Source organism: Streptomyces sp. NPDC050636, assembly GCF_040654775.1.
In the GTDB taxonomy this organism is placed as follows: domain Bacteria; phylum Actinomycetota; class Actinomycetes; order Streptomycetales; family Streptomycetaceae; genus Streptomyces.
The window spans coordinates 279,527-298,297 of the sequence record NZ_JBFAIP010000004.1; the positions used below are offsets into that span (position 1 = coordinate 279,527).

Below are 18,771 nucleotides of genomic sequence, written 5' to 3' on the forward strand. Positions count from 1 at the left end.
CATGGCGACGGACGGATGGGCGACGGCCCGTCGGAGAGTGGCGTCCTTCCTCGCCCGGCACCGGGGCATGGCGGACGAAGAGGCGCTCGAAGGCGAGCTGGAGGCCTCGCGCGCCGATCCGGTAACGGCCCAGGAGGAGGGCGACGAGGACGCGGTGGCGGGGGTGGTGGCCGCCGCGACCGAACTGAGGGCCCGGTTGACCCCCTGCGCCGCCCGCCGCCCGGCCGGGCACAATGGCGGGGTGCGGCTCGAAGCGATCACCTGGGAACGGCTGACGGACACGCTCGCCGACCGCATTGACGTGATGACGGCGAAGGACGGGAGCCCGTGGCTGCGGGTGGCCGTGGACGGGGCTCCCGCCGCCTCTCCCGACGACCTGGCGGACCGGCTCGCCGAGGCGCTGCGTATCCGGGGGCGGGCCGTGCACAAGGCCGGCGCGTACGGCTTTCTGCGCCCCGCTTCCCTGCGGCTGGAGTACGGCCGCCAGGACCCGGACGCCTACCACGACGAGTGGTTCGACCGGCGGGCCCTGTGGCGCGAGGTGTTCCAGCCGCTGGATCCGGGCGGCTCCGGGCGGGTGCTCCCGGATCTGTGGGATCCGGCGGCGGACCGGGCGACGCGCAGCCCGTACGTGGAACTGCCGCCCGGCGGCGTCCTGTTGCTGCACGGTCCCCTGCTGCTCGGCCATTGGTTTCCTTTCGATCTCTCCGTTCACCTGAAGCTGTCGCCGGCCGCTCTCGCCCGCCGTACCCCGGAGGACGAGCGCTGGATGCTGCCCGCCTTCGCGCGCTACGAGGACGAGACGCGGCCGGAGGAGGTCGCCGATGTCGTCGTACGGGCCGACGATCCCCGCCGGCCGGCCTGGAGCGGACCGGGCTGAGAGCCAGGACCGGACCGGCGCTGCTGCCCGAGTCCCCCGCTGCTGAAAACCGTACGGCCGACCACTGACAATCGGCCTCCGCCCGCCGCCCACTGACCGCCGATCAGCGTCTTCGCACCGGCGGCTAGCGTGGGCGCGTGACCACTTCATTCAACGCATCCGACGAGCCCACGGCGCCGCCCGGCAGCCAGGGGCCCACCGCGACCGTGGAAGCCCGGCCCCGCGCCGTCGGCACCATACGAACGTCCTACGCACCCGACCACGACGGCGACCCGGACCCCGGCGAGATCGTGTGGACCTGGGTGCCCTTCGAGGAGAACGACGGCCGGGGCAAGGACCGGCCGGTGCTGGTCGTCGCCCGCGAAACGGGCGGGACGCTGCTGGCCGTGCAGCTCTCCAGCAAGCGGCACAGCCACGACCGGGAATGGGTCGCCATCGGGGCCGGCCCGTGGGACCGCGCGGGGCGCGACTCGTGGGTCGACGTGGACCGGGTGCTGCGGGTGCATCCCGACGGGATGCGGCGCGAGGCCTGCGCACTGGACCGGGGCCGCTTCAACCTGGTCGTCAACCGGCTCCGCGAGCGCTACGGCTGGCACTGAGGGCACAGCGCCGCGCCCGGCCGCTGCCGGGCGCGGCTCACGGGCTCACCGGGACCTCAGGCGTCCGCCAAGGCCAGAAGCTTGGTGACGGTGTTCCAGTTGCGCGCGGTGGCCGTCACCCCTAGCGGGGCGCGGCTCACCACCCCGGCGAGCTTGGAACGGCCTATTCCGTGGGGGCACCACAGATACAGCTCCCGGCCGACCAGCCGGAACTGGTCCGGTGCGAACGCGGCGAGATCGAGCGCGTCCAGCTGGGCGGTGTCGGCGGGCACCGCCGACAGAAACGTGACATGCAGGCTCTTGGGCTCCGGTACGGCCTGCGGAAAGGGATTCGCGGCGATGGTGGCGGCCAGCTCGTCGCGGGTACGGACCATGACCGGCACCGACAGTCCCAGCTCGGCGGAGATACGGTCCTCGATGGCCTGGGCGGTCTCCTCCGGCCGCGTACCGGGATCGGCGAAGACGATATTGCCGGTCTGCAGCAGGACGGAGACATCCTCGAACCCCAGGGACTCGGCCAGCGCGAGCTGCCGCGCCTTGGGGAAGGAGTTATGGCCTCCGACGTTGATGCCGCGGAGCAGGGCGATCTGACGGGACATGGCACTGCCATTCGTAGGGCCGGACGTCGGCGGGGAACCGGAAGTGGTCAGAACAGGGGCGCAGGGAGGACACCTTCGAGCGCCAGCAGCAGGCGCTTGGTCTCCAGACCGCCGCTGAAGCCGCCGATTCCGCCGTCGCTCGCCACGACACGATGGCAGGGGACGACGACCGGGAGCGGATTGGAGCCCATCGCCGCGCCCACCGCGCGGGCGGCCCCCGGCTCCCCGACCCGGTCGGCGAGGTCCTGATAGCCGACGACGCTGCCGTACGGGACGTCGGCGGCGAGGGCGTGCAGGACCCGGGCGTTGAATCCGGAGGTCAGCGACCAGTCCAGGGGGACGGTGAAAGCGCGCAGCTCGCCGGCGAAATAGGCGGTGAGTTCAGTGGCCGCCGTCTCCAGATGGGGTATCTCCGGGAGCGGAGCCGCGCCGAAGAGCTGCTCCAGACGGGTCAGTGCGCGGCGGGTCGTCGGCCCGTCGGAATGGAAGACGACCTCGGCGAGGCCCTCCCGGGTCGCGGCGAGCAGCAGGGGGCCGATGGGGGTCTCCAGCTGCGTCCAGCCCCAGTCGCGCGGGGTCGGGTGCCCTGCGTGCGGACCCGCGTCCGTCGGTGTCGCCGACCTTGGATCCCGCTCTGGCTCCCGCTCTGAATTCTTCACGTGATCAGCGTAGGACCCACCACTGACAATGCGACGGTGAGCGGGCCGGACGCACGCGCCCGTGCCCGCTCGGCGTCGGCCGCGTGCTCAGCGGCCGCTGTTCTCCAGCGCGTCGCGCACCACGTCGGGCTTGTTGGTGATGATGCCGTCGACGCCCATTTCGGCGACCTTGACCGCCGTCGGACCGTCGTCGATGGTCCAGGTGTGGAGCTCCATCGGACGGCGGTGCGGGCCCCTCAGTCCGTGCACGGCGGCGATGTAGTCAGCGGTGACCGCCCGGTGGTGCGGGTTGATCTGGTCGCAGTACTCCGCGTACTTGGGGAGGTCGGCGACCGATGGGTTGCCGAGGAAGCCCGTTCTGACGTCCTTATGCAGGCGGTGGACGTTCTTGATGGTGTCGGCGTTGAAGCTCTGGATGACCAGGCGGCGCTTGACATGGCTCTTGTCCAGCCAGCCCGCGTCGTACAGCTCGGCGAGGGTCTGCAGCTCAATGCCGGGGTAGAGCTCCGGCGACTTGAGTTCCATCAGCAGTTTCTGGCTGTTCTTCTCGACCTCGTCCATGTACGCCTCAAGGGTGGGCACACGCTCACCCTTGAATTCCGGGCTGAACCAGCTGCCCGCGTCCAGCTTCTCGATCTCGTTGAGCGTGAAGTCCGCGACCTTCCAGGGCGAGCGGTCCGGGAACACCTGCTCGACATCCGTCGTCCGGGCGAGCGTGTTGTCGTGGAGGATGACCAGCTCGCCGTCCTTGGTGCGCTGGACGTCGTTCTCGACCCAGCGGAACCCGAGCCGGTCGGCGGCGTCGATCGAGGCGAGCGTGTTCTCGGGTGCGTACGCCGAGGCACCGCGATGGGCGACCGTCACCGTTCGGTGCTTGTCGGTGGAGGTCTGGGCGGCGCTTGCGGAGGGGACGAGCGCGGACAGACCCAGGAGCGCACCGGCGACGACGGTGGCGACAGGGCGAATACGCATACGGACTCCTCGTGACGTCGTGGACGTGAGCTGACGTGAAGCGACGTGAAACCGTTCGGACGGGCAGAGGTTCGCAGCCTGGCTGGAGCGGGAGGTAGGCGTGCGATGGCCAGATATTGAACAAGAAGTGGCCGGTGTTACGTGTTTGAGCGACGCCGTTACGGGATGCCCGGAATGGCCGTGCAACAGACGTACGCCCCGACGTCGTCCAACTTGCCGGAGCCACGGCATCCGCGCATCTCGGCCGACGGTTCGTCACCCATCGCCCTTCTGACCGGTTTTGGACTTGCGACCCGTGATGGCCGCAGCTATTGGCTGCGGGCGAGTGCACAGGGAGCACACGGCAGACGCGGAACAGGAGACACTGGAACAAGAGACAAGGAAGGGACCGCAGGGGACACGCGAGGTGCCGGTCACCGGGCCGCGGCCGCCGCCGGCCGAGCCGGCCGGCGTAAGCCGCGACGTCCCCGCAGCCCCGAGCCCTCAGCGAAACCGCTGGTCGGAGCAGCTGCCACGCCGGTTGTCAGTGGTGGGTCGTACGGTGGATCCCATGCGGCCCGTATCGAAGATCGAACGCACGGTGGCGCCTTTCGAGGTCGTCAGCTCCTACCAGCCCAATGGCGACCAGCCGGCGGCCATCGCCGAGCTGGAGCGGCGCATCCGCGGGGGTGAGAAGGATGTCGTCCTGCTGGGCGCGACCGGCACCGGCAAGTCGGCGACCACCGCGTGGATGATCGAGAAGCTGCAGCGCCCGACGCTCGTCATGGCGCCCAACAAGACCCTCGCGGCCCAGCTCGCCAACGAATTCCGTGAACTGCTGCCCAATAACGCCGTCGAATACTTCGTCTCCTACTACGACTACTACCAGCCCGAGGCGTACGTCCCGCAGTCCGACACGTACATCGAGAAGGACTCCTCCATCAACGAGGAGGTCGAACGGCTGCGCCACTCCGCGACGAACTCACTGCTCACCCGGCGTGACGTCGTCGTGGTCGCATCGGTGTCCTGCATCTACGGCCTGGGTACTCCGCAGGAGTACGTCGACCGGATGGTGCCGCTGAAGATCGGCGACGAGATCGACCGCGACCAGCTGCTGCGCCGCTTCGTCGACATCCAGTACACCCGGAACGACGTGGCGTTCACCCGCGGTACGTTCCGGGTCCGCGGCGACACCATCGAGATCTTCCCGGTCTATGAAGAGCTGGCCGTGCGGATCGAGATGTTCGGCGACGAGATCGAGGCGCTGTCCACGCTCCACCCGCTCACCGGTGAGGTCATCAGCGACGACCAGCAGCTGTACATCTTCCCGGCGAGCCACTACATCGCGGGCCCCGAGCGTATGGAGCGGGCCATCGCCGGGATCGAGGCCGAGCTGGCCGACACCCTCGCCACGATGGAGAAGCAGGGCAAGATGCTGGAGGCCCAGCGGCTGCGGATGCGCACCACGTACGACATCGAGATGATGCGCCAGATCGGCTCCTGCTCCGGCATCGAGAACTACTCGATGCACATGGACGGCCGTGAGGCCGGCTCCGCGCCCAACACCCTCATCGACTACTTCCCGGAGGACTTCCTCCTGGTCATCGACGAGTCGCATGTCACCGTCCCGCAGATCGGCGCCATGTACGAGGGCGACGCCTCGCGTAAGCGCACCCTGGTCGAGCACGGCTTCCGGCTGCCGTCCGCCATGGACAACCGGCCGCTGAAGTGGGAAGAGTTCCTGGAGCGCATCGGCCAGACCGTCTACCTGTCCGCGACCCCCGGGAAGTACGAGCTGGCGCGGGGCGACGGCTTCGTGGAGCAGATCATCCGCCCGACCGGCCTGGTCGACCCCGAAGTGGTCGTCAAGCCCACAGAGGGGCAGATCGACGACCTGGTGCACGAGATCCGGGCGCGTACGGAGAAGGACGAGCGGGTCCTGGTCACCACCCTCACCAAGAAGATGGCCGAGGACCTGACGGACTATTTCCTGGAGCTCGGCATCCAGGTCCGCTATCTGCACAGCGATGTGGACACCCTGCGGCGCGTGGAACTGCTGCGCGAGCTGCGGTCGGGCGAGTACGACGTCCTGGTGGGCATCAACCTGCTGCGTGAGGGCCTCGACCTCCCCGAGGTCTCCCTGGTGGCGATTCTGGATGCCGACAAGGAAGGCTTCCTCCGGTCCGGTTCCGCTCTGATCCAGACGATCGGACGTGCGGCGCGCAACGTCTCCGGCCAGGTCCATATGTACGCCGACAAGATCACCCCGGCGATGGAGAAGGCCATCGATGAGACCAACCGCCGCCGGGAGAAGCAGCTCGCGTACAACAAGGAGAACGGCATCGACCCGCAGCCGCTCCGCAAGAAGATCGGCGACATCGTCGCGACGATCGCCCGCGAGGAGATCGACACCCAGGAGCTGCTGGGCACGGGATTCCGGAAGGGGACCGAGGCCAAGGAGGCCAAGGGCAAGGCGCCGGTCCCGGCGCTCGGTGCGAAGGCGGCGAAGGGCAAGGCCGCCAAGGCCGGCGCGCCCCTGACGGACCGTCCCGCCGCCGAACTGGCCGAGCTCATCGAGGAGATGACGGAGCGGATGCGGGCCGCCGCGGCCGAGCTGCAGTTCGAGGTCGCCGCCCGGCTGCGCGACGAGGTGAGTGAGCTGAAGAAGGAACTGCGGCAGATGAGGGAGGCCGGGGTGAGGTGACGGGCAGCGGGGGCGCGCGTGTCCGTTGGTCCGTCCGGCGGAAGACGCCCGCCCCCGGGGTGAGGGTTTCGCCGCACGACGGGCGGCCTGAGTGTTGCAGAAGCGCCACAAACGGTGGGGCTGATGCGTCGTCGGCCCGCCCTGGTGCGTAGGGTCGAGGGGGTCGCCAAAAGGCGGGCGGGGACAGTTTCAGAGCAGTACAGAGAGGGGACGGCGCGTGTCGGTCAATTTGTCCAAGGGACAGGGCATCAGCCTGCAGAAGTCCGATGGAGGGACGCTGACCGCGGTGCGGATGGGGCTCGGATGGCGCTCGGCGCCGCGCCGTGGCCTGTTCGGGCGGCGTACGCAGGAGATCGACCTCGACGCCTCGGCGGTGCTGTTCGCCGACAAGAAGCCCATCGACGTCGTCTTCTTCCAGCACCTCATCAGCGATGACGGCTCGGTCCGGCACACCGGCGACAACGTGGTCGGCGGCGCGGGCCAGGGCGGCGACGACGAAGCGATCCTGGTCGACCTGGCGCGGGTGCCGGTGCACATCGACCAGATCGTGTTCACCGTCAACTCGTTCACCGGTCAGAGCTTCACCGAGGTGCAGGACGCCTTCTGCCGTCTGGTCGACGAGACCAACGGCCAGGAGCTGGCCCGCTACACCCTCACGGGCGGCGGCAACTACACCGCGCAGATCATGTCCAAGGTGCACCGCGCGGGCAACGGCTGGGCGATGACCGCCATCGGTGAGCCCTCCAACGGCCGTACGTTCCAGGACGTCGTGCCGGCCATGGTGCCGTACCTGTAGCAGGCACGCCGTAGCGGCAGCGCGCACCGGGCCGCGCGGCCGCCGCACTCCGGGCCGTGTGCCCGTCGCCCGGTCCGGTACGTACGACAACTAGGGGGAACTTCGATGACGGCCGAGCTGGTCCGGGGGCAGAACCATCCACTGGACCGGACCCGTGTGGAGATCCGGGTCGCGGCGGGCGGGCCCGTCATTGTCGGGGTCACCCTCGGCGACGAGCAGGGCAGGCTGTTGGGCACCGAGGCCGTCGCCCACCCGGCGGCGCCACGCCGTACCGGAATCGAGGTTCCCCGTCAGGCCGCCGCCGAGCACCGCATCGCGGTGGACCTCGACGCGCTGTCCGAGGCCGTGCACCGGGTGAGCGTGCTGCTGGCGCTGCCCATCGGTATCGGCGGGCTGACCCGGTTCGGCGCGGCCGCCGCGCCCTCCGTCGTGGTCACCGGCCTGGACGGCACCGGTATCGCCGGCTACACCGTCACCGGTCTCGGGGCCGAGACCGCCGTCGTCGCCGTGGAGCTGTACCGCAGGCAGGGCGCCTGGAAGGTGCGTGCCGTGGGCCAGGGTTACGCCGACGGCCTCGTCGCGATGCTGCGCGATCAGGGCCTGCCGCAGGCGGCGGAGCTGGCCGCGGAGATCGAGGAAGCGGTGAGCCTGGGGCAGGCACGCGCGGTTCCCGCGCCGGCCCCCGTGGCGGCGAGCCGGTCCGAGCAGCCCGGGGCGGGCGCGTCGGCCGGGGCCGCCACGGGCCGTCCGGCCCCGGCGGACACCCCGGTTGCGGACGGTCCCGCCGCGGACACCCCGGCATCCGCCGCCCCGTCGAACGGCGGCCCCATCGACTACCGGCACCCGAAGCGCCGCACCGAGCCCAAGCCGGTGCCCGCCCCGGCAGGCGCGAACGCCCCGTCGGGGGGAGCCGACGGCGCCCCGGCGCCGGTGGCCGGCGACGCCTCCGGATGGAGCATGGAAGAGCGGCTCTACAACCAGGTCTGGGGCATGTTCGAGGACCTGGCCCGTTCGGTCGCGGCCTACCGCAGTGCCTCCGACTTCGCCGAGTCCAGGCTGGAGCAGGAGCTCGACAAGGCGCTCAGCGACCCGCGCAACCGCCTCGGCACGGCCGCCGACGTCGCGCGCGCCACCGCCCGCGACAAGCACGCCTCCCTCATCGCCCAGGCCCGCGCCGCCCTCGACCGTGATCTCGCACAGCTCACGGCCGAAGCGGACGTCGTGGAGCCCGCGTTGCCGCCCGCCCTCGCCCGCTGGGACAACCCGGTCTGGCAGGGCTACCACGTTCCGCTGGAGCGCCCGATGGCGCTGCGGCTGGGCGATCTGCGCCTCCCTGAGGTGCTGGATCTGCGCATCCCCATGCTCGTACGTCTCCCTCTGGAACGCGGGCTGTGGATCGACAGCGGGCCCGGTTCCTACGAGTGGAGCGGTCCCGGGCCCGAGCGTGAGTACGGCCGGCGGGAGCTGGGCAGCGCGCTCACGGACGGGCCGCCGGACGAGGCCGAGCTCGGCCGGCTCGCCATGGAGACGGCCGTCGCCATCGCCGCCCGGCTGCTCGCCGTCCACCCCGCGGGCGAGTTCGCGGTCCAGGTCATCGACCCGGGCGGGACCGCGGCCCCCGCGCTCGCCCCGCTGCTGGAGACCGGCGCGCTGCGCGAGGTCCCGCCGACCGGGGCCGCGGGTGTGGCCACGGTCCTGGAAGCGCTGACCCGGCGGGTGGATCTCGTCCAGATGGCCGTGCGCAACCGGGCCGCGGACTCGCTGCCGCCGGACGTCGACACCGCCGAACAGCTGCTGATCGTGCATGACTTCCCGCACGGCTTCGACGACCGCGCCCTCACCCAGCTCCGCTATCTGGCCGACGAGGGCCCGTCGGTCGGGGTGCATCTGATGATGGTCGCCGACCGCGCCCAGAGCCAGGAGTACGGCCCGGTCCTGGACCCGCTGTGGCGTGCTCTGCTGCGGATCACGCCGGTGCCCGACGCGCATCTCGCCGACCCCTGGGTCGGGCATGCCTGGACGTATGAGCCGCCGCTCGTCCCGAAGGGCAGCCAGGTGGTGCACCAGGTCCTGGGCCGGCTCGCCGAGGCCCGCCGCTGACGTCCCGGGGCCGCCCGGATCTCTTCGCTCGGCCCCGGTCCCACGGCCGCCGCCAGATTCCCCAGACAATCCCTCAACCCATCCTGACCAGCGCCTTTACCCTTTTCTTTACTATTACTTGGCTTTCCTTTACCCTTCTTGGTGCGGAGGGGAGTATTCCTGCTGCGGCGCACCCGTCAACACGGATTGATGAGCTTCACGAGATCCCGGGGCGTCGGCCCGTCATTCATGCGGGCGGAAGAGACCTCCGGCAGCGACGACGCTGTGAGTGCCGTACGACTCTGCCGGAGGAGCAATGGACGTTTCCCTGACCCTGTGGGTGCTGACCATTCTTGGTCTCTGCGCCCTCATAGCCGCCGATTTCTTCATCGGCGGCCGTAAACCGCACGAGGTCTCCATCAAGGAAGCCGGAATCTGGACCGGTGTCTGGATCGCGCTTGCCGCGCTCTTCGGCCTCGGATTGCTGCTGTTCGGCGGCGGCGCACCGGCCGGTGAATTCTTCGCCGGCTTTATCACCGAGAAGTCGTTGAGCGTCGACAACCTCTTCGTCTTCGTGCTCATCATGGGCAAGTTCGCGGTCCCGACGATCTATCAGCAGCGTGTGCTGATGGTCGGTGTGCTGATCGCGCTGGTGCTGCGGGCCGGCTTCATCGGCGCGGGCGCCGCGATCATCGCCAATTTCTCCTGGGTGTTCTACATCTTCGGCGCGTTCCTCATCTGGACCGCGTGGAAGCTCATCAAGGAGGCGCGGGCCGAGGAAGCGGACGAGGAATTCGAGGAGAACCGCTTCCTGAAAATGGTCGAGAAGCGCTTCCCGTCGACCGACAAATACCACGGCACCAAGCTGTTCATCGTCGAGAACGGCAAGCGGCTGATGACGCCGATGCTGATCGTCATGCTGGCGATCGGCACCACCGATGTCCTCTTCGCGCTGGACTCCATTCCGGCGATCTTCGGCCTCACCCAGGACCCGTACATCGTCTTCACCGCCAACGCATTCGCCCTGATGGGCCTGCGTCAGCTCTACTTCCTCATCGGCGGTCTGCTGAAGAAGCTGGTCCACCTCTCCTACGGGCTGTCGATCATCCTGGGCTTCATCGGGGTGAAGCTGGTGCTGCATGCCCTGCACGAGTCCGGGGTGAGTGTTCCGGAGATCAGCATTCCGGTCTCGCTGGGAGTCATCTGCGCGGTCCTCGTCGTCACGACGATCACCAGCCTGCGCGCCTCCAGCAAGCAGGCCGCGGCCGAGGCGAAGTCGGCGGAGCCCGCGGAACTCGCGAAGCCCAAGGACAGCATCGACGTCTGACGCACTTGGCGCACATCTGACGGCGGCCCGTTCGCATTGCGGCGGGCCGCCTCAGTAGTTGACGTGATACGCCGCGCCGGCCACGTGAAGCTCCATTCCCGCCGCCGGCTGGTAGCTCCGTGAGTGCTACCAGCCGCGTTCCCGCCACTCCGCGAGATGTGGCCGCTCGGCGCCGAGCGTGGTGTCGTTACCGTGGCCCGGATACACCCAGGTCTCGTCGGCCAGTTGGCCGAAGAGCTTGGTCTGCACGCCGTCGAGCAGGCTGGCGAACCTCTCCGCGTCGCCCCAGGTGTTGCCGACGCCTCCGGGGAAGAGGCAGTCCCCGGTGAACAGGTGCGGCGCGCCGTGCGGGTCGTCGTAGACCAGCGCGATGCTGCCGGGGGTGTGGCCGACCAGATGGCGTGCCGTCAGTTCGACGCGGCCGACGGTGATGGTGTCGCCGTCGTCGACCAGCACGTCCGTCGGGACGGGAATGCCCTCGGCGTCGTGCCGCCCGGCGTAGGTCCGCGCGCCCGTCGCATCGACGACCTCGCGCAGCGCGCCCCAGTGGTCACCGTGCTGGTGGGTGGTGACGACGGATGCGATGCCGCTGTCGCCGATCAGCGTGAGCAGGGTGTGCGGCTCGGCGGCCGCGTCGATCAGCAGCTGCTCGTCGGTCGCACGACACCGCAGCAGATAGGCGTTGTTGTTCGTCGGACCGACCGCGACCTTCGAGATCATCAGGTCGGTCAGTTCGTGCACGTCGGCCGGTCCGCCGACCTTCACCGCTCCGCTGTAGGCCATCATGGGACCACCTTAAAGCGGCGGGATGGCGGGCAGTGTGGAGCCCGGAGTGTCGAGTTCGCGGCCGTCGCCGCGCCCGGTGAGCCAGCCGACCAGCGCCGCCGCCGGGCCCGATACCACCACGGGAGTGGCTTCGCCGCCCGCCCCGGTGTCCGTACGCCCGGTGCGCCACCGCCGCCCGTCGTCCGTACGCAGCTCCAGGGCGGGCAGGTCCGGGTGCCCGGCGAACTTCACCGTGGACAGGAACGCCAGCTCGCTGTCGAGGAACGAGGCCGGCAGTTCGTCGACGGTGTAGCCGACGCCCAGATCGACGTGGTGCAGCTCGATTTCGGCCAGCCGCCGCAGTGGTAGCCGGTCGGCCCGCTCGATGACGCCGTTGCGCATCTCGACCTCGTACACCCGACGCCCTTCGGGCAGGGCGTCCGCCGCCGCGTCGAACCGCGCGGCGCTCTGCCGCAGGTCCTCCAGATGCTCGGCCAGCGGGCGGTCGGCGTCCCGGGTGATATCGCCGTCGCGGGCCTCGGCACTGGCGTACATCGGCGCGGGCACATCCGTACGCGCCCAGGTCAGGAGGTTGACCAGGGCATCCGCATTGCGCGCGAGATGGGCCAGTACATGGCCGCGGGTCCACTCCGGGAGCAGGGACGGTTCGCCGATCGCCGCATCGTCCAGCTTGGCCACCGAGACGAGGAGTCGGTCGGTGGCCTCGCGGACGGCAGCCACATCGTGCGGGAAGTCTGGCGGGGTGATGGTCATGGTCCGACGCTAGCGCCGCGACGGCGAGTTCGGGAGTCGGCCGGCACGGATCCGCGGCGTACGCGGGTGGTGCGGGAGGGGCGGACGGAGCGCGGCGGGGCCAGGGGGACGCCGGTGTGCCGTCCCGTGGTTGCCCGAACCCGCCGCGTTCCCGGGCTGGTCCCTCAGGTCCCTCAGGCCGCCGCGGCGTCGGGCGTCCCGAACCACCGGCGCAGCGCGGCCTCCAGCTCGTCCAGAGCGGTCGGGACGTCGTCGGGGGAGGCCCCTACGGGACCGGCGGGAGCGTCATCGGCTACGTCGGCCGCCCAGGCCGTGCACCCGTCCGGGCGCACCAAGAGGCCGGCGAGGCCCGGCCGCTCCGGGCAGGCGGCGCTGACCACCCGCACCCGGTCGCCGTAACCCTTGGCGCGCTTGCGCACATCGGGATCGTCGGCGAGATCCAGCAACAGCGCCTGCCCGCCGTGCAACTGGTCCGCGAGCCTGCTGCCGTCGGACAGTTCGAGGTCGGGGGCGCTGCGGCCGGTCAGCGGATGACCGCCGGGCAGGTCGTAGCGCTGCCGGACGCCGGAGATCTTCTTTGCGAAGAAGGTGGTGGCGGTGACCGTCTCCGTCAGTTCGGCGATCACGCCGCGCAGCGCGCGGGCGTGCGACTCCGGCCGCATCAGCGCCACTTGGGCGCGGGTCCACTCCAGCACCCACGCTCCTATGGGGTGCCGCTCGGCCGTATACGTGTCCAGCAGCCCCTCCGGCGCCCGGCCGTGCACCGTCGCGGCCAGTTTCCAGCCCAGGTTCATCGCGTCGCCGATGCCGAGATTCAGCCCCTGGCCGCCGAACGGCGAGTGCACATGCGCCGCGTCGCCGGCCAGCAGCACCCGCCCCGCCCGGTAGTCGGGCACCTGGCGGGCGTTGTCCGTGAAGCGGGTCGCGGAGTGCACCTTGGTGATCGTGACGTCCTCCACTCCGGAGACCTTCCGCAGGGACGTCTGCAACTCCTCGGCGGTGATGGGGGCTTCGCGGTCCGCGGGCGGCCCGTCGAACTCCACGGTGAGGATCCGGCCGGGTATCGGGCCGTGGACGTACGTCCCGGTGTCCGTCCAGTTCCAGCCGGCCCCCAGGGCGTCGGCGCCGGTCATCTCCACGATGGCCTGATGGCCGGTGATCTCGGGGTCCGTGCCGGGGAACGGGAACCCGGCGAGCCGGCGGACCGTACTGCGTCCGCCGTCGCAGCCGACCAGCCAGCCGGCCCGCAGCGAGCCGTCCGAGGTGTGCACGGTCACCCCGTCCTCGCCGGCGTCGAAGCCGGTCAGGTGCACACCGCGGCGCAGTACGACGCCGAGTTCCGCGGCGCGGGCGGCGAGCAGCCTTTCGAGGGCTTCCTGGGGTACCAGGCCGACATCGCCGGCCGGCCCGGCCGCGCCGAAGTCCGGGTCGGACTCGTCCAGCAGGTCGCCGCGCAGCATGATGCCCCCGAAGTGCCCGGCGAACTTCGGCGGCTGCCGCACCCCGGACGCGCCCGCCGCCTGCCGCTGCCGCAGGAACGAGCTGAACTTCTCGATGGCGCCGCGCTGCACTTCTGCCAGGTCGGGCAGCATCCCGCGGCGGTAGAAGGCCTCCGCGCTCGGGGAGTTGATCGCCCCCGCCTTGATCGTCGTATCCACCTCGGTCAGCCGCTCAAGGACGACGACCGGGACATCTGCCAGTGCCAGTTCGCAGGCGAGCATCAGCCCCACCGGGCCGCCCCCTGCCACGACTACGTCTGCGTCATGCTTCATGGAGATTAGTGTAGTGACTAAAAATTTGTTGCGGCTAAAATTCAGGTCATGGCGGATGAGATGCGGGATCGGGACGACAAGGAGTGGGCCGACGGCCGGGCGGGCGGTGCCGGTCGTGAGCAGGCGGAGACCGGTGACGCGGAGACCGGTGGCACGGAGACCGGCTACGTGGCGGACGGCGGCCGGCTGACGCTGCGCGAACGCAAGAAGCTGCGGACCCGTCAACGGATCTCCGGCGAGGCGACGCTGCTGTTCATCGAGCGCGGCTTCGACAACGTCACCGTCGCCGAGGTCGCGCGCGCCGCCGAGGTGTCCACGATGACGGTCTTCAATTACTTCCCACGCAAAGAAGATCTCTTCCTCGACCGCATTCCCGAGGGCCGACAGCTGATCACGTGCGCGATCCGGGAGCGCGGGGCCGACGAGTCGCCGCTCGCCGCGCTGCGGCGGCTCGCGCTCGACTTGCTGGCGCGGCGGCATCCGCTGGCCGGGGTGGGGGAGGGCTTCACGTACTTCTGGCGCACGGTGCTGGAGTCGCCGGCGCTGCGCGCGCGGGGGCGCGAGGCGGTGGAGGAGATCGAGGACGTGTTGGCCGGACTGCTCGCGGAGGCCGCCGGCGGCGGGACCGGGGAACGTCGCGGCGATTCCGGTGATCCGCGCCTGGCCGCGGCCCTGATCGTCGCGGCCTACCGGGTGGCGTACGCCGGTGCCGCGGCCCGCCAGCTCGGGGGTGACCCGGCGGACGAGGTGGCCGTTGAGCAGGCGGCGGTGCTGGAGCGGACCTTCGACGCGTTGGAGCGGGCGCTGCCGGGTGGGGGCTGAGACGGCGAGCGGCGGCGTGCGGGTTGCGCGCCGGGTGGTGCGCGACGGCGCGCACTAGCCTGGTTGACGGGGGAGGTGAGCAACCATCGGTGACCTCTCCGGCGGCCTCCACGGGGTGCGGCCGGACGTGGCGGGCATCACTGACAGAAGCGGGTGAGAAATCAGCCGGCGCACCGTGTCCGGGTGGCGGGCGGAGCAGCGTGTCCGGTCACTCCGGGAGGCGTCGGGGTTGCCACGAGGCTCTGGAGGTAGCGGTGCAGAAGTTCGAGGACAAGGCGGAAGTCGAGATGCGGCTGGCTTCCGAGCGGATGGCCGAGGAATTCGCGCGCAAGCGTCGCGAGAAGGCGGCGAAGGCCGAGGGCGGCGCCCAGCAGGGCCCCATTTCGGCCGATGAGTCAGGCACTGCCGGGGCGGCGGACGGCGGCGACAAGGAGACATAGCCTGTGGTGCCGGCGCCGGTGGTCTCCGGGAGTGGGCTGGGGCGGGAAGGTTGCGGGCCCGCCACACGTTTGGGTGAAGAGGGCTTGCGAGCCCCGTAAATCGAATGCGCGTGCTATAGGCTCGTGTATGGCATCACTCAGACAGTGCCGCGGCGGTCCCCATACCCTGGGGCGGGGGCTCCGCTCTTCGCTCCGCCGCCTCTGCTCACTCACCGAGCGGCGGACGCAGAGCCGCGGCTCCCGCCCCTCCTTCCAAGAAAGGTGCCGACCGGCGTGGCCGACCGTCTCATCGTCCGTGGCGCTCGCGAGCACAACCTCCGCAACGTCTCGCTCGACCTCCCCCGCGACTCCCTCATCGTCTTCACGGGGCTCTCCGGGTCGGGCAAGTCCTCGCTCGCCTTCGACACGATCTTCGCCGAGGGGCAGCGGCGCTATGTCGAGTCGCTCTCCTCCTACGCCCGGCAGTTCCTCGGGCAGATGGACAAGCCCGATGTGGACTTCATCGAGGGCCTGTCCCCAGCGGTATCCATCGACCAGAAGTCGACGTCGCGCAACCCGCGCTCGACGGTCGGCACGATCACCGAGGTCTACGACTACCTCCGGCTGCTCTTCGCCCGGATCGGCAAGCCGCACTGTCCCGAGTGCGGGCGCCCGATCGCCCGGCAGTCGCCGCAGGCCATCGTCGACAAGGTGCTGGAGCTCCCCGAGGGCAGCCGCTTCCAGGTGCTGTCCCCGCTGGCGCGCGAGCGCAAGGGCGAGTTCGTCGACCTCTTCTCCGACCTCCAGACCAAGGGCTACAGCCGGGCCCGGGTGGACGGCGAGACCGTCCAGCTCTCCGAGCCGCCGAAGCTGAAGAAGCAGGAGAAGCACACCATCGAGGTGGTCGTCGACCGCCTCACGGTCAAGGAGACCGCCAAGCGGCGGCTCACCGACTCCGTCGAGACCGCGCTCGGGCTGTCCGGCGGCATGGTCATCCTCGACTTCGTCGACCTGGACGCGGACGACCCGCAGCGCGAGCGGATGTATTCGGAGCATCTGTACTGCGCCCACGACGACCTGTCCTTCGAGGAGCTGGAGCCCCGCTCCTTCTCCTTCAACTCGCCCTTCGGCGCCTGCCCGGAGTGCACCGGCATCGGCACGCGCATGGAGGTCGACCCCGAGCTGATCGTCCCCGACGAGGACCGCAGTCTCGACGAGGGCGCCATCCACCCCTGGTCGCACGGCCACACCAAGGACTACTTCGGCCGCCTGGTCGGCGCGCTGGCGGACGCCCTCGGATTCCGTACGGACATCCCGTGGGCCGGGCTGCCGCAGCGCGCCAAAAAGGCCCTGCTGCACGGCCACAAGACCCAGATCGAGGTGCGCTACCGCAACCGGTACGGCCGCCAGCGGGCGTACACCACCCCCTTCGAGGGCGCCGTGCCGTTCATCAAGCGGCGGCACAGCGAGGCGGAGAGCGACAGCAGCCGGGAGCGCTTCGAGGGCTATATGCGCGAGGTGCCGTGCCCGACCTGTGAAGGGACGCGGCTCAAGCCGATCGTGCTCGCGGTCACGCTCCAGGAGAAGTCGATCGCCGAGGTCGCGGCGATGTCGATCAGCGACTGCGCCGACTTCCTGCGCGAGATGAAGCTCAACGCCCGCGAGAAGAAGATCGCCGAGCGGGTCCTCAAGGAGGTCAACGAACGGCTGCGGTTCCTGGTCGACGTCGGCCTGGACTACCTCTCCCTGAACCGCGCCGCGGGCACCCTCTCCGGCGGCGAGGCCCAGCGCATCCGCCTCGCCACCCAGATCGGCTCCGGCCTCGTGGGCGTGCTCTACGTCCTGGACGAGCCGTCCATCGGCCTGCACCAGCGCGACAACCACCGGCTGATCGAGACACTGGTACGGCTGCGCGACCTCGGCAACACCCTGATCGTGGTCGAGCACGACGAGGACACGATCAAGACCTCCGACTGGGTCGTGGACATCGGCCCCGGCGCCGGCGAGCACGGCGGCAAGGTCGTCCACAGCGGCCCGCTGGCCGAGCTGCTGGCCAACCAGGAGTCGGTCACCGGTCAGTATCTGTCCGGCAAGCGCGCCATCCCGATGCCCGGCATGCGCCGTCCCGCCGACCCGGGCCGGCAGCTGACGGTGCACGGCGCGAAGGAGAACAACCTCCAGGACATCGACGTCTCCTTCCCACTCGGGGTGCTGACCGCCGTCACCGGTGTCTCCGGATCCGGCAAGTCGACGCTCGTCAACGACATCCTCTACACCCACCTGGCGCGCGAGCTGAACGGCGCCAAGTCGGTGCCCGGCCGGCACACGCGGGTGGACGGCGACGATCTGGTCGACAAGGTCGTGCATGTCGACCAGTCGCCCATCGGCCGGACGCCGCGCTCCAACCCGGCGACGTACACCGGCGTCTTCGATCACGTCCGCAAGCTCTTCGCGGAGACGATGGAGGCCAAGGTCCGCGGCTATCTGCCGGGGCGCTTCTCCTTCAACGTCAAGGGCGGCCGCTGCGAGAACTGCTCCGGCGACGGCACCATCAAGATCGAGATGAACTTCCTGCCGGATGTGTATGTGCCGTGCGAGGTCTGCCACGGCGCGCGCTACAACCGCGAGACGCTGGAGGTCCACTACAAGGGCAAGTCCATCGCCGAGGTGCTGGACATGCCGATCGAGGAAGCGCTCAACTTCTTCGAGGCGGTGCCGACCATCTCCCGGCATCTGAAGACGCTCAACGAGGTCGGTCTCGGGTACGTCCGCCTCGGCCAGTCCGCACCGACCCTCTCCGGTGGTGAGGCGCAGCGGGTGAAGCTGGCGAGCGAGCTCCAGAAGCGTTCGACCGGTCGCACGGTCTATGTCCTAGACGAGCCGACCACCGGTCTGCACTTCGAGGACATCAGCAAGCTGATCACGGTGCTGTCCGGGCTGGTCGAAAAGGGCAACTCGGTGATCGTCATCGAGCACAACCTCGATGTGATCAAGACGGCCGACTGGGTCGTCGACATGGGTCCGGAGGGCGGCAACGGCGGCGGGCTGATCGTCGCCGAAGGCACGCCCGAGCAGGTCGCGGCGGTCCCGGCCAGCCACACCGGCAAGTTCCTGCGGGAGATCCTCGGCGACCGCGTCAGCGATGCCGCGCCGTCGGAGAAGCCGGTGAAGAAGGCCGCGACGGCGAAGAAGGCGGTGGCGAAGAAGGCGGCGGCGAAGACGGTTGCGGCGAAGTCGAATGCGGTGAAGACGGCCACGGCCCGCACGGGTACAGCCAAGACGTCTGCAACCAAGACGTCTGCAACCAAGGCGACCGCTGCCAAGACAACCGCAGCCAAGACGGCCGCGGGGAAGAAGGCCGTGGCGAAGAAGACGGCGACGCGGGCCCGTCGGGCGACCTGACCCGTCTGATGGGCAGGCGGGGCGCGGCCGGGGTGAACTGACGGAGAGTCAGTAGACCCCCGGCTGCGCCCCGAGCCGCTAGGTGTATTGACCTGGAGCGTTGTTCACACGGCTGATGGGTGGCTTGTCGTCCAGTGCGGTGTGGCAGCGGTGGTGGTTGTAGGTGTGGAGGAAGTCTGCCAGGGCAGTGGTTCGTTCGGTGTTGCTCGTGTAGGGCCGGATG

General features: G+C 69.9%; 15 protein-coding genes and 1 pseudogene. 9 read left to right on the forward strand and 7 right to left on the reverse strand.

What is annotated here, in order from left to right; translation table 11 throughout:
- Positions 1-241: 241 nt before the first annotated feature.
- Together AB0I10_RS07160 and AB0I10_RS07165 are read left to right on the forward strand one after the other, a co-directional pair.
- Positions 242-880: a uridine kinase gene (locus AB0I10_RS07160; RefSeq protein ID WP_363151340.1), complete on the forward strand. Its 639-nt coding sequence runs from the start codon at positions 242-244 to the stop codon at positions 878-880.
- Positions 881-1,017: 137 nt separating this feature from the next.
- A complete protein-coding gene (locus AB0I10_RS07165; RefSeq protein ID WP_363151310.1) occupies positions 1,018-1,479 on the forward strand; it encodes a type II toxin-antitoxin system PemK/MazF family toxin in 462 nt (153 codons plus the stop codon).
- 56 nt (positions 1,480-1,535) lie between these two features.
- On the opposite strand, the gene AB0I10_RS07170 is transcribed toward AB0I10_RS07165, so the two are convergent.
- The 3 genes from AB0I10_RS07170 to AB0I10_RS07180 all read right to left on the reverse strand — a co-directional run bounded on the left by AB0I10_RS07170 (position 1,536) and on the right by AB0I10_RS07180 (position 3,709).
- Positions 1,536-2,078: a DUF1697 domain-containing protein gene (locus AB0I10_RS07170; protein ID WP_363151311.1), complete on the reverse strand. Its 543-nt coding sequence runs from the start codon at positions 2,076-2,078 to the stop codon at positions 1,536-1,538.
- Positions 2,079-2,125: 47 nt separating this feature from the next.
- Positions 2,126-2,629: a methylated-DNA--[protein]-cysteine S-methyltransferase gene (locus AB0I10_RS07175; RefSeq protein ID WP_363151341.1), complete on the reverse strand. Its 504-nt coding sequence runs from the start codon at positions 2,627-2,629 to the stop codon at positions 2,126-2,128.
- A 195-nt stretch (positions 2,630-2,824) separates the two neighbouring features.
- Positions 2,825-3,709 carry a glycerophosphodiester phosphodiesterase family protein gene (locus AB0I10_RS07180; RefSeq protein ID WP_363151312.1) on the reverse strand — a complete coding sequence of 295 codons (885 nt, stop codon included), beginning with the start codon at positions 3,707-3,709 and terminating at the stop codon, positions 2,825-2,827.
- A 550-nt stretch (positions 3,710-4,259) separates the two neighbouring features.
- Here AB0I10_RS07180 and uvrB point away from each other — a divergent pair.
- The 4 genes from uvrB to AB0I10_RS07200 all read left to right on the forward strand — a co-directional run bounded on the left by uvrB (position 4,260) and on the right by AB0I10_RS07200 (position 10,594).
- Entirely contained in the window at positions 4,260-6,392 is a 2,133-nt protein-coding gene (gene uvrB / locus AB0I10_RS07185) for an excinuclease ABC subunit UvrB (protein ID WP_363151313.1), read from the forward strand.
- A 217-nt stretch (positions 6,393-6,609) separates the two neighbouring features.
- The gene (locus AB0I10_RS07190; protein ID WP_363151314.1) at positions 6,610-7,188 is read left to right on the forward strand and encodes a TerD family protein; all 579 of its coding nucleotides are present in this window, start codon (positions 6,610-6,612) and stop codon (positions 7,186-7,188) included.
- Between the two features lie 105 nt (positions 7,189-7,293).
- Positions 7,294-9,288: a TerD family protein gene (locus AB0I10_RS07195; protein WP_363151315.1), complete on the forward strand. Its 1,995-nt coding sequence runs from the start codon at positions 7,294-7,296 to the stop codon at positions 9,286-9,288.
- Positions 9,289-9,583: 295 nt separating this feature from the next.
- Positions 9,584-10,594: a TerC family protein gene (locus AB0I10_RS07200; protein WP_363151316.1), complete on the forward strand. Its 1,011-nt coding sequence runs from the start codon at positions 9,584-9,586 to the stop codon at positions 10,592-10,594.
- 126 nt (positions 10,595-10,720) lie between these two features.
- On the opposite strand, the gene AB0I10_RS07205 is transcribed toward AB0I10_RS07200, so the two are convergent.
- The 3 genes from AB0I10_RS07205 to AB0I10_RS07215 all read right to left on the reverse strand — a co-directional run bounded on the left by AB0I10_RS07205 (position 10,721) and on the right by AB0I10_RS07215 (position 13,905).
- Positions 10,721-11,377, reverse strand: coding sequence for an MBL fold metallo-hydrolase (locus tag AB0I10_RS07205; RefSeq protein ID WP_363151342.1), 657 nt, complete (start codon positions 11,375-11,377; stop codon positions 10,721-10,723).
- 12 nt (positions 11,378-11,389) lie between these two features.
- Positions 11,390-12,133: a maleylpyruvate isomerase family mycothiol-dependent enzyme gene (locus tag AB0I10_RS07210; protein WP_363151317.1), complete on the reverse strand. Its 744-nt coding sequence runs from the start codon at positions 12,131-12,133 to the stop codon at positions 11,390-11,392.
- A 173-nt stretch (positions 12,134-12,306) separates the two neighbouring features.
- Complete coding sequence (locus AB0I10_RS07215; RefSeq protein ID WP_363151318.1) at positions 12,307-13,905, reverse strand: FAD-dependent oxidoreductase; 1,599 nt, start codon at positions 13,903-13,905, stop codon at positions 12,307-12,309.
- Positions 13,906-13,953: 48 nt separating this feature from the next.
- On the opposite strand from AB0I10_RS07215, the gene AB0I10_RS07220 reads away from it, so the two are divergent.
- The 3 genes from AB0I10_RS07220 (at position 13,954) to uvrA (ending at position 18,548) form a co-directional block, all read left to right on the forward strand.
- Positions 13,954-14,727 (forward strand): TetR/AcrR family transcriptional regulator, encoded by a 774-nt coding sequence (locus tag AB0I10_RS07220; protein ID WP_363151319.1) that lies wholly within the window; start codon positions 13,954-13,956, stop codon positions 14,725-14,727.
- Between the two features lie 254 nt (positions 14,728-14,981).
- On the forward strand, positions 14,982-15,167 hold the full coding sequence (locus AB0I10_RS07225; protein ID WP_363151320.1) for a hypothetical protein: 186 nt from the start codon (positions 14,982-14,984) through the stop codon (positions 15,165-15,167).
- Between the two features lie 273 nt (positions 15,168-15,440).
- Complete coding sequence (uvrA, locus tag AB0I10_RS07230; protein ID WP_363151321.1) at positions 15,441-18,548, forward strand: excinuclease ABC subunit UvrA; 3,108 nt, start codon at positions 15,441-15,443, stop codon at positions 18,546-18,548.
- Between the two features lie 78 nt (positions 18,549-18,626).
- Here the strand turns inward: uvrA and AB0I10_RS07235 are convergent.
- A pseudogene (locus tag AB0I10_RS07235) lies at positions 18,627-18,771 on the reverse strand (IS481 family transposase); the annotation flags it as partial.